This window comes from Paenibacillus sp. FSL H7-0714 (assembly GCF_038003765.1).
Taxonomy (GTDB): Bacteria; Bacillota; Bacilli; order Paenibacillales; family Paenibacillaceae; genus Paenibacillus_AQ.
This window is the reverse complement of record NZ_JBBOPT010000001.1, coordinates 365,987-378,004: the sequence shown is the minus strand read 5'-3', so window position 1 is coordinate 378,004 and position 12,018 is coordinate 365,987. Positions and strand designations below refer to the sequence as shown.

The following is a 12,018-nucleotide window of genomic DNA, read 5'->3' as shown; positions in this document are numbered from 1 at the left end:
GCTCAATTCCCTAGAACACTAATAATGTTGGAAGGAATTCGGGTCACAAGAGATCTGACTGAGCTTATAGTGTAATCCTTTTTACCACATCGCCCTCAAAATCCTTAACGATGAATTCTCCACCCTCAAGGATACCATAGGAATTCGGATTATTCTCTTTAGGCAGCGATATCGAACCGGGATTCAGCACGTATACGCCCTCTTTTACATCCGCAACGGGAAGATGGGTATGCCCCTGAATAAAGATATCCTTCTCAGATAATGCCGGTAAATTCTCAATGCTAAAGCCATGTCCGTGTGTAACATAGATTCGTCTGCCTTCATGCAGGAGCATCACATAATCGGCCATCATCGGGAACTGCAGCAGCATCTGGTCTACCTCAGCATCGCAGTTACCACGTACTGCCGTTATAGGTTTCTTTTTGTTATATTCATTCAGTTTATTAGCAACTCCCTGCGGGTCATAACCCTTCGGCAGTGGATTTCTGGGACCGTGATATAAAAAGTCTCCTACGATTACAAGACTGTCTGGCTGTTCTTCCTCTACCTTTTCCAAAGCCCGTTCTAACCAGAATAAAGAACCGTGAATATCGGAAATAAACATTAGCTTCATCATGTATTCTCCTTTTCGACTTAAATAGATCTTGTGCTTAGGTTTCAATTTTAACCTTGAATAGGCAAACAACGCAAAAGCGGACGTTCCTCCAAAAGGAACGTCCTGCCCTATATGCCTCTATCCTTACGGCAAATTCGATGATCCCATCAAGAATCGGTCCACTTCGCGGGCTGTCTGACGCCCCTCATCAATGGCCCAAACGACAAGGCTTTGGCCGCGGCGCATATCACCTGCTGTGAATACCGCCTCTACATTGGTCTCTTGTGCTCCGAACTCCGCCTTGGCATTTCCGCGCTCATCACGTGCCACCCCAAGCTCACCTAGCACAATCTCTTCGGGCCCTGTGAATCCTAATGCGAGTAGTACCAGCTGTGCCTTTAGAACTTCTTCACTGCCTGGTACTTCAACCGGAACTATCCGTCCCTGTTCATTGCGAGTCCACTCAATGCGCACGGTATACAGCTCCTGCACATGTCCACCATCGTCACCAACAAAACGTTTCGTCGAAATGAGATAACGACGTGGATCTTCCTTATACAGTGAAGCCGCTTCTTTTTGGCCATAGTCCACCTTAAGAACCTTTGGCCATTCTGGCCACGGATTGCTAGGCTGACGGGTCAGTGGAGCTTGTGGCATAATCTCAAGCTGGATCACACTACGACAGCCGTGGCGGATCGACGTAGCTACACAGTCTGTGCCAGTATCCCCGCCACCGATTACAACTACATCCTTATCTGCCGCAGACAAGTATTCACCATCAGCAAGCTCTGAATCCAGCAAGCTCTTAGTATTCAGTGTCAGAAACTCCATCGCCTGATGAATGCCCCGCAGCTCACGACCCTCTATAGGAAGCTCTCGTGCCTGCGTAGACCCGCCACACAAGATAACAGCATCGTGCTCCGCCTTGAGTTGTGACGCCGAGATATCTCTCCCAATCTCTGTACGAGTTACGAATGTAATGCCTTCAGCCGCTAGCAGGTCTACTCGGCGCTGAACCGTCTTCTTATCCAGCTTCATGTTCGGAATACCATACATCAACAAACCACCAATCCGATCTGCCCGTTCATACACGGTCACCGTATGCCCCGCCTTGTTAAGCTGAGCTGCACAGGCAAGACCTGCTGGACCCGAGCCCACTACAGCTACCTTTTTACCTGTGCGAGTAAGCGGTGGCTCAGGAACAATCCAACCTTCTTCAAAACCTCTATCTACAATCGACTTTTCAATCGACTTTATCGTTACGGGCTTGCCGTTCATCCCTACTGTACAAGAACCTTCACAAGGTGCCGGACACACACGTCCAGTAAATTCAGGGAAGTTATTGGTCTTATGCAGACGTTTCAGTGCAACCTCCCAGTTCCCACGATAAACCATATCATTCCATTCAGGAATCAAGTTGTGTAGAGGGCAGCCGGAAGCCATACCAGACAACAGACGTCCTACATGACAAAATGGCGTACCACAGTCCATACAACGTGCGCCTTGCTCGCGCAGATTCTCTTCATCCATAGGAATCGAGAATTCATCCCAATTCTTAATTCGCTCCAGCGCCTCACACTCCGAAGGCGTCTGCCGTTCAAATTCCAAAAATCCGGTTGCTTTCCCCATCTCTCTCATCCTCTCTAAATATCCCCACAGATATATACTTCCTAAACCGTTAAAAAAGAAAAGTACGCGCTATGTTTGTCTGCCGCCAAGCCTATGCCACTCTAAAGCGCCAAAGTAAATGCCTTCATATTAACATCCAATATCATCATCGAAAATGAGTAATGTCACCTTTTTATGTAAAATGAAACAATCAAATTAAGAAAATGGAAAAACAAAAAAAAAGCACACAGTGTACTGTACCTGATTAAAGTACGTTACTCCGCATGCTTTTCAATAATGATCTTGTAAAAGACTATTTATTTCGCCGTCAGGACTACTGTCCCAATTCCATTTACAGTTAGCTTATTTCCAGTCAGCTCCTGCGTAAGATCAGCCCCGAAGATGGTCTTCCATGCTCCAAGCTGCGGCAGAACCACAGTAGTCTGTTCAGCATTCGCATTAAAAATAACATAAATATGCTTCGCTGCATCTCCTCCAGCATGGCCACGAAGCGTGTAAGCTACTGCACTTGCCGGTGCTTTTTCAAAAACCAAATGGTTCCGAATGTCAGCTGCTGTTCGCATACGGAAGGCCGGGTGAGCTTTACGCAATTCGATTAACTGTTTCATATACGCCACATCTTCCTGATGCGCGGCGCACAATTCCCAGTCCATACGATTGATCTCAACCGAAGACTTATAGCTGTTCTCCACCCCGTCCTTCGTACGCATAAACTCCTGCCCTGCATGGATAAAAGGAATCCCCTGACTCATGAACACTATCGCAGAAGCTAGTCTGTGCATGGAACGGCGCTGAGTAACCGTCTCACCCTCGGTGGACAATACGATTTTATCCCATAAGGTATGATTATCATGACACTCCACATAATTAACGTTTTGCTGAGGCTCCTCGGCAAATTGCTTAATTCCTGGGCTGAAGTCAATTCCTCCCGCAATCCCCGCCTTGATCGCAGGCTCCAGACCCATCATTCCACTGATGAAGCCCGGCTGATCGTACAAAAAGATATTTCCTTTAATAGCATCCCTGAAATCATCATTAAAATGTCCGATTCCCGGCATAAGGGAGGCATTCTTCTGATGAGCGAGCCGTTCCATCGGTAGCTCAGTCCCCATCATCCAGCCTTCACCGATCGTCATGATAGACGGATCTATTCCATCCAGACGCCGCCGGGTTTCCCGCATCGTATCGACATCCATCAAGCCCATCAAATCAAAGCGGAAGCCGTCGATATGGTATTCTTTAGCCCAATAGACCACGGACTCCACAATGAAGCGGGACATCATCAAGCGTTCTGTAGCCACGTCATTGCCACAGCCTGAGCCATTCGACAGGCTTCCGTCTTGTTTATAACGCAAATAATAGCCAGGAACCAGTTTAGTGAAATTCACGCGATATCCGTCGTACACATGGTTGTAAACAACATCCATAATGACGCGGAGTCCACGATCATGAAGCGCTTGAATCATTGTTTTTAGTTCTTGAATGCGTAGTCCGGGCACATAAGGATCTGTAGCATAGGAGCCTTCAGGAGCATTGTAGTTCTTCGGATCATAACCCCAGTTAAAATGAGGCTCATCCAGCTTCGTCTCATCTACACTCTCTGTAGAATAATCATAAATAGGCAATAGCTGCACGTGGGTTACACCGAGATCTGCGATATGATCGAGTCCGGTGAGAATGCCCTCTGGTCCGCGGGTTCCTTCTTCCGCCAAAGCGAGATATTGACCCTTATGAGCCATACCGCTTGCTGGATGAATAGATAAGTCACGCAAATGAAGCTCATAAATAATAGCGTCTACAGGATCCTCAAACGACGGCTTATCTTCCGTCCACCGCTCAGGGTCCGTCTTGCGCAAATCTAGAATAGCACCTCTGTCCCCATTCACGCCGACAGCACGCGCGTAAGGATCAGCTGCTTCATTCCACTGTTCACCTATACGCACTCGGTAGGTATAGAACTTGCCATCTAAATCACCGTCAACCGTAGCTCTCCACGTTCCCCGAATATCGCGAATCATAGCATATTTGGACCCCGCAGCTCCCTGCCATGAATCATAAATTACTAGCTCTGCCTCCTGAGCCGTAGGGGCCCACAAGCAAAATGATGAACAGGCCGATGAATATGTAAGTCCGAGATCATCCCCGTCATAACTAAACAACTGATCAAACTCCTGAGCGAATACGGAAATCCCTCTAGTAGTCGCAGGATCACCATAATAAATCGGTTCCTTCATTTCCTTTTGTACGGACAAAGCACCTATCCCCTTTTCCAGTTATTAACTGGATTATAGTATGATCCTCGAATTTGTGCAAACGTTTGGACTCAAAATAACCAGATCATTTTCCCAGGGTAATTGCATAGCTAAATCACGATTAACTAGGCGTTTCTAAGATATTCATTCCCACCATCGTAATGATGTCTTTATTTGCATAATATGGGATGCGGCGTTCTTTACAAAGAGCAATCCTTCCATCCTTATACCTCACACCATTATCCTGAACGATGAGGATTGGACGATCCCCGTTATCAGGTACTTCATATCCTATTCCTAATACCCAATGGTAATCGTAAGCAAAATTCCCTCTCCACCGAAAATTAAACCATTTATCAAATTTAACAGCTACTGGCCGACCTGCATCAATCTCCACTTTATACACATCGAAATCGTTAAAAGTAGAGACAGAAAGCTTATGTCCCCCTTTTGGCGAGGTTGAAGAGTGGATATAAGCTGTGATCCCCTTTACAAAACTACGTGTACTCATCCCCAAAGGGGTACCTCCGTGATGACTGTATATGTAATTAATATGAGCTGCTTTAGAGTGAAAATGACCTTTGCCACGAATAAAGTCCATTCCTAGCTGGGTATTCCAATACTCGGTTAAAGCTGCCAGCGTAGCTGGTCCACATGCAGAAGACGGGGATGAAACCCCAGCCTCCCACTGTGTGTATGGATCTACCGATAGTTTGTTACTGAGACTGGAGTTTCTATGTCTCATCAGGATGGTTCTCCCTTTGAAGAGTTCGGCTTAGAAGCTGAAAGGGCAGGGCCTTCCGGAAGTAAAATCACATTTTCACCAACATCCATAGATCCCTCTGAATTAGATCGTGATTCCATTTCCTGTGCGGGCTTCTGCTCTGCCTGAGCAATATCTTCCTCTTCGCCCTCATATTTGTTTTCAGGATTAATCTGTAGTGTGAAATAGAAATTAGAGCCGTTTCCTTCGCTACTCTCCACCGCAATGGCTCCGCCCATCAGCTCGACAAGCTTCTTGCAAATGGCTAGTCCTAACCCCGTCCCGGCATACTTACGATTAAACGAGGAGTGCAGCTGGTAGAATGATTGAAACAGCTGATGCTGCTTTTCTAAAGGAATACCTATCCCCGTGTCTCTGACATTAAACTTCAAGGTCGATTTCTTTGAAACCACGGACAATTTCTGCTCCACATAAATACAGACATTACCTTGGTCAGTAAATTTAATCGCATTGCTGACCAGATTAACCAATACCTGACGTAATCGTCCTGCATCTCCCATAATGAACGTAGGAACTCCTGGTGCCATGCTGTAAGACAGCTCAAGATTTTTTTCCAAAGCCTTAGCCATAAATAGATCCGTTACACTGTCCAGTACCTCTCGAAGATGCACGGGCTCATGTACGATCATCATTTTTCCAGCCTCAATTTTACTGTAATCGAGAATTTCATTAAGAATATATAGAAGAGAGCTACTGCTCTCCTTAATAATATTTGTGTACTCACGTTGTTCTTCATCTAGTTCCGTCTCTGCAAGCAGATCAGTCATCCCCACAATGCCGTTCATTGGCGTGCGTATTTCATGACTCATAATGGCTAGAAACTCTGATTTAGCCTGGTCTGCTTTTTCCGCAGTTTCCTTCGCCCGAATGATCTCCTTCTCATCTGTAATATCCCTGAAAACGACTACAACCCCCTTAGGTTCACCTTTATCAAAAAGAGGGGTTACTTGGTACTCCGCAAGAAAGCTTGTACCATCTTTACGCCATAAGACTGCATCTTTGCTCTGGTAAGATCCCCCTGACCTAATGGCTTTGATAAGTGGCGACTCCTCTGGCCGGTAATGTATCCCATCAAGCGCTGTCTGCTGAATATGATCTAGATAGGAATGACCCATGATCTCATCATGTTCATAGCCGAGCATATGCAAACCTGCAGGGTTGATGAAGGTCACCTTCTCCTCCATATCCAGTCCAAAAATACCCTCAGATACTGCATTTAATATAAGGGTGTACTCATTGCTTAGCTTCTCAATTTGTTCTGTATATCTTATACGTTCCGTAATGTCACGGGAAATACCATATACACCAACCACTTGATCGTCTACAATGATCGGAATATTAGTGGTATTAATCTCTACAAGATGGCCTTCTTTATGAATAAGCGTCAGATCATAGCTTTGGGGATAGCCCTTAGCAGCTAAGTTAAAATGATACAGCGTCTTCTCCATGTCCTTCTCATGCACAACGGGACCAAAGTACATTCCGATCAGTTCTTCCAGCGAATACCCGGTCAGCTTCTCCAGATTCGCATTGGCTGTTAAATAATCCCCTTGTAAATTCATTGAGTACACAGCAGAGGGATTATATTCAAATAAGGATTTATAGCGCTGTTCATTCTCCTGAAGCTTGAATTCGAACTGTTTGCGCTCTTCAACTGCATGACGCGAGATTAAATCCAGCGAATTCTCGGACATCAATCTATAATTACGTTCACTTTGATAAATCTGTTCCTCTAGATCTCGTTGATCTGCCATTTGTTGATCTGCAATCTTTCGGTCCGTAATATCTTCGGCGTACACAATAATACATGAAGGGGCTTGTCCTGCTGTTCCAAATCCTGAGAATGTCAGGGAAAGCCATACCGGTTGATCCCCTTTGTAAAAGCATTCTTCCTTCTTCCAGCTCCCTGCTGGAGAATTCTGAAGCTCGTCCATCACCAATCTATAGGAAAGCTCTTTCGAAGACGTCTGTCTATTTTCCATTTCTGCAAAAATAGCCCCAGCAAGAAACTCAGCTTCCGTTAAGCCAAGTAAATTGCAAAAAGCCGGATTGACCTTCAGCCAGTTGCCCTTACCATCGTTTAAAGACAGTACGGCTATTCCCTCTGGGGACCACATAAATGCATGTTCCAACATTGTGCTATATTCTACCGCGTTATCCATCTACGCCAGACCTCCTTTGTTGCGAACGTTGCATCCTTTATTCCATCCTAAGTTCAGTATACGATAAGAGAAGTGAGTATAGAAATGTCCTGCGTAACATTTTAAATAGGGAATAGCTTAATTTTAAATATTGACTGGATGGCCTGAGGCAAACTATTATTAAACATAATAATATCGTTCGTGACCTATTACGCTGGAAGCACCCGTAATAAAGGCTTTTGCCTTTGCTACGGGTGCTTTTTTTTGTTGCCATTAGGTTACGACAATAGGAGGAGAATAAATGAAAATATTTAAGTCAGTGCCCTTACTACTGCTTACGATCCTGCTACTGCTAAGCACATCATCAGGAGCTATTGCTGCATCTACAACAGAATTAACCCCCTCTGTTAAAGCGGCTTTTGATCTGACGGCCGCAACGGCAGATGGTCCTGCCAGGGTTAAGCTGACTTCTCTTTACAATGATTTATCCACCTTAAAGCTGCAGTATGATCAGCGCGAGGAGCAAATCCGAATCCTTCACTACAATAATGAGCAATCGCTAGTTGGGGTTCGTCAACAAATTAAAGGGATTGATCTTGAAACAGTGACCCGATTGGAAGCCTCCGTTAAGAGTAGCAAGCAGCGCTATCAGCCTTTATTTGACCAGTATAGTACACTTAACAAGCGAATTAGTATCGCCAAGTCACTTAAGGACAAGACCTTGAATACCGTACTACGTGCCCAAGGTGATGCTATGAAGATCTTGGTTCAGTTGGCACGCCAAGAGATCAGTGACAAGCAGAATCAGCTGAACGCCGCGAAAAAGAAACGTTCCCAAAAGATAGCCGAAGCTCGTAAAACCTTGTCTGGCATTGAAAGTCCTCAAATCACGATCAAATCTAACAAGAGCGTGATCACCTCGTTAAACAAACGTGTCTCAGCAGATTGGACTGACTTTAAAGCAGCGATTCGCAAACAAAACCTTACTCTAACCACCCAGTCCTTAGCTGCACTGGTCTCCGGTTACCGTCAGACCGCAACCCATAAGCAAAAAATAATTGAGCTCGAACAAAAGGTTTCCCTTGTTATTGCGAATACGAAGAAGCAAATCAGTTAGCGGACTTCTTCTTCTCATTTGCTCTGCGGTAAGCCATCACTTTGCGGTACATGCTTTTATTAGAGAGATGTTTGAAAATATATGGATCTGGACTCGTATTCACTTCAATAATCCAAGGCGTCATGTGGTTATCTAATCCTACATCTACACCAATCTGTTTAAAGCCAGGATATTTCTTATGGTAGAAACGTCCGGTATCCTCACCTAGCTTTCGCAATATCTTAAGCATCTGAGCTTGCTGAGCATCGTTCAAATAAGGCGACAGCAGCTTCTCCATAGACATTAGCGTACCACCGTTATGATAATTGGTAACAATCTTGCCTTTCTCAGCTACTCGGCCAATCAATCCGGTAGTTTCCCATTTGCCACGCGGACTGAGCTGGACCATCACACGGATATCAAAACGATGCTTTCCGTGCTTTAGCAAAACAATCCCTCTCTGAATCAAGTAACTGCGTCCGCGTGTCGCTTTCTTAAGGGATGAATAAAAGGTGTCATAGGCTCCAAAGGTTTTTATCTTTGTTCCACTTTGGTATTTGTATTCTGTTTCATGAGAATCCTTAATCTGTTCAACCTTCATTACACCGTTACCATAGGTGCCATGTTCCGGCTTAACGTAAATCATCCCATATTTCAAGAGCATCGTTCTTAAGTTTGCTTTACTAAACTTCACTGTTTCTGGAATGAGCGGTGAAATCTCGGAACTTTGCATGAGCACCTTGGTTTTAATCCATTTGCTGGTCAACGCAGACTTTAACTTCGTTCCCAATTGCCCTCTCCCCTGTCACTCAAATAATGATCACAGCCTTGCTTAACCTTAGTATTTTATGCTCCGACTATATGAATGGAATGGGTTGAACGCCCTCTCCGCTCTCAGATGTATCTCCAGATACTCAAGCTGCATATGGTGGGAAGAGGATAACCATTAGCGGATCAGAGGAGGCATGAACCATGCATATTTGTATTATTGCGCCGGAACGTCTCCCGGTTCCAGGAGACGGGTCAGTAGAAATCTGCATTTGGGCCATTGCCAGAAGGCTGGCTGAGAAACATAAGGTTACCATTGTGAGCCGCAAAGTGCCGGGACTGCCCGATGCTTCCATATTGGAGCGGGTCAGAATCATTCGGTTGCCCGCAAGTACTCCCGTTCATTATCGTACTTCGGTATTAGACTACATTCAGAATGAGTCATTTGATATAGTTCAGGTCGATAATCGCCCCCATCTTATGTCTGCTGTAAAGAAACGGCTCCCTCATCTTCCGGTATTTCTATTTCTGCATTCTCTTACATTCACACCGGACACAGTTAAGACTGCTAGAGCCTTGGCTAGAGCAGATCTGATTATTGCGAACAGCCACTCTCTACAGCGAAGACTAACCCGTCGCTTCCCTCAATTAAACAATGAAATCCGTATTGTCCTGCTCGGAGCAGATCTTGATCGATTCACTCCTGTAGCGCTACAGGAAAAATACCATCTTCGCAAACTTTACAGACTCCCGAGGGTCTTTACCGTCTTATTCGTCGGTCGAGTCATTCCCCGCAAAGGGGTGCCCGTATTGATACGTGCTATGTACCATTTAAATAAGCACCTTCCTGCTCATCTTGTAATTGCAGGCAAAGGGAAACCGTCATATTTGCGACAGCTGAAGCTGCTTACACAGCGACTAGGCGTATCCGTTTCCTTCCTTGGAAATGTAGCTCATGAGGATATCCATACCCTTTATCAAGCAGCCGACTGCTTCGTATGTCCTTCTCAGAATCATGAATCCTTTGGGCTTGTTAATGTAGAGGCCATGGCCTCGGGACTACCGGTCATCGCCTCTAGCAATGGCGGTATCCGTGAGATTATCGACTCCGGCCATAACGGATATCTGGTGGAACGATATCGCGAGGCCTTGCCCTTTGCTAGAGATTTGCTGCAACTAGGCCGGAATCCGGAGGTAGCAGCAACCATTGGGAAACAAGGACGAGCGGATGCGCTTGAAGCCTTCAATTGGCAACGTACAGCAACTGATTTGGAACGGCTTTATCAAGCTGCCTTAGTACAGCAATAGATCCCTACAATCATAAAAAAGTAGTCCGCCTCCATTCACTGGAGACGGACTACTTTGATTTAAATAAATTGAACAACCGTAAGTACAAGCCCTACAACAAAACCGCATAAGGCACCGTTCACACGAATCCACTGAAGATCTTTACCTACTTTATCCTCCAGCATATTCACTAGACTAGCATCGTCCATGCTATCCAGATTCTCCTTCACCAAAAGACCGATTCGGAAGTGGTTAGCCTCTACAAATGCAATCAATGAAGCGCGAATCCGCTCCTCCCAGCTACCGATCCACTCTTGTTCCTTACTAATACGGCGCATAAGAAGGGTGTATAGTGCAAATAGTTTTCTTCCGCCAGCTGCCCGGTCCTCTTCTAATAAGGAGAGTGCCTTACTACGTACGTTCTCCAATTGAGTATGCAGAAAAGCAGTTACCGCTTCTCCCTCAAGCTCTTGTAGTGCCCATTCTTTCACAGAAGTCATTCTAGCCTCATCATTAACAATCTGGAACAACGCCACCCGAATTTCCCGGATGATCTCTTCACGATAAGGGCTATCCTCTTCACGAAAATCGCGAATACCGGACTGCAGCATGCCTTGCAGCATTTCACCAAGCATATCCGCATCCATGAATCCAACGAAAGCCTGAAAAGCCATCCCTTTCAGTCCACCGAGCTTTACTTCAGCCAGTTTCTCACTGGTGATCTTACCCAGCATAGCTTTCGTTTCAGGACGACCGCTCCAGTTAGATACCCCTTCTAGCGCATAATCCAGAGCCGCTACATCTTTTCCATCGTTCATTAATTTAGTGACAATCTTATCAGCCGCAACTCCAAGCTCTGCTTCACGAATATAGTCAGAGGCTGCCTTTTGAAGAAAAGGTACAGCTTTCTCTACCGGAAGACGTGACACGAATTCGCTAAGCTGCTCTAGGATCTGGGCTCTCGCCTTCTTCTTGCTAAAGAACTTCGTCAGCAGCTTGGAACTCATAGACATAATGCCAAACTTGCGCAGCTTGTTCTCAATACTCTCTTTGTTCAGCAGCTCAGTCTCCATAGCGGTAATTAACGACTGAATAATCTTATCCCGATTCTTGAGCAGCAGTGAGGTATGTGGAATACGCAGCCCGAGCGGATGGCGGAATAACGCGGTTACCGCGAACCAGTCGGCAATCCCCCCAACCAGCCCAGCCTCAAAGCCACCTCTTAGTAGAATTACAGCGAGATTTTCAGGTAGAAATAGTGTAATCAGAAACCCACATGCCATAAAAGCTAGTGACATGGTGGCCAAGTTTTTGGATCTCACGATTAGTCCCCCTTACATACACAGCTGCCGATGTCCTTACGCAGGAAAAATACCGACGGATCACGTCCCACGAACATGAACTGACGATAGACTCGGCTAGTCGATTAGTTTAACAACTATTGTACCACGACTGAACTATATTCT

At 45.5% G+C, this 12,018-nt stretch carries 9 protein-coding genes; 2 read left to right on the top strand and 7 right to left on the bottom strand.

Annotated features, from left to right (window positions below):
• Positions 1-64 precede the first annotated feature (64 nt).
• From yfcE to NST34_RS01665, 5 genes are all read right to left on the bottom strand, one after another.
• Complete coding sequence (gene yfcE, locus NST34_RS01685; RefSeq protein ID WP_341129498.1) at positions 65-613, bottom strand: phosphodiesterase; 549 nt, start codon at positions 611-613, stop codon at positions 65-67.
• Positions 614-739: 126 nt separating this feature from the next.
• The gene (locus tag NST34_RS01680; protein WP_341127005.1) at positions 740-2,224 is read right to left on the bottom strand and encodes a glutamate synthase subunit beta; all 1,485 of its coding nucleotides are present in this window, start codon (positions 2,222-2,224) and stop codon (positions 740-742) included.
• 296 nt (positions 2,225-2,520) lie between these two features.
• Entirely contained in the window at positions 2,521-4,476 is a 1,956-nt protein-coding gene (gene pulA / locus NST34_RS01675) for a type I pullulanase (RefSeq protein ID WP_341127004.1), read from the bottom strand.
• Between the two features lie 121 nt (positions 4,477-4,597).
• Positions 4,598-5,221: a C39 family peptidase gene (locus tag NST34_RS01670; RefSeq protein ID WP_341127003.1), complete on the bottom strand. Its 624-nt coding sequence runs from the start codon at positions 5,219-5,221 to the stop codon at positions 4,598-4,600.
• Positions 5,221-7,422: a PAS domain S-box protein gene (locus NST34_RS01665; protein ID WP_341127002.1), complete on the bottom strand. Its 2,202-nt coding sequence runs from the start codon at positions 7,420-7,422 to the stop codon at positions 5,221-5,223. Before NST34_RS01665 ends, NST34_RS01670 begins: the two co-directional genes overlap by 1 nt.
• Before the next feature lie 280 nt (positions 7,423-7,702).
• Between NST34_RS01665 and NST34_RS01660 the strand changes: the two genes are divergently transcribed.
• Entirely contained in the window at positions 7,703-8,518 is an 816-nt protein-coding gene (locus tag NST34_RS01660) for a hypothetical protein (RefSeq protein ID WP_341127001.1), read from the top strand.
• Here NST34_RS01660 and NST34_RS01655 read toward each other — a convergent pair.
• Positions 8,511-9,287: a YheC/YheD family protein gene (locus NST34_RS01655; RefSeq protein ID WP_341127000.1), complete on the bottom strand. Its 777-nt coding sequence runs from the start codon at positions 9,285-9,287 to the stop codon at positions 8,511-8,513. The two genes, NST34_RS01660 and NST34_RS01655, sit on opposite strands and share 8 nt — an antisense overlap.
• Before the next feature lie 182 nt (positions 9,288-9,469).
• On the opposite strand from NST34_RS01655, the gene NST34_RS01650 reads away from it, so the two are divergent.
• On the top strand, positions 9,470-10,573 hold the full coding sequence (locus NST34_RS01650; RefSeq protein ID WP_341126999.1) for a glycosyltransferase family 4 protein: 1,104 nt from the start codon (positions 9,470-9,472) through the stop codon (positions 10,571-10,573).
• 59 nt (positions 10,574-10,632) lie between these two features.
• Here NST34_RS01650 and NST34_RS01645 read toward each other — a convergent pair whose 3' ends face one another.
• Positions 10,633-11,874: a DUF445 domain-containing protein gene (locus NST34_RS01645; protein ID WP_341126998.1), complete on the bottom strand. Its 1,242-nt coding sequence runs from the start codon at positions 11,872-11,874 to the stop codon at positions 10,633-10,635.
• Positions 11,875-12,018: the final 144 nt, after the last annotated feature.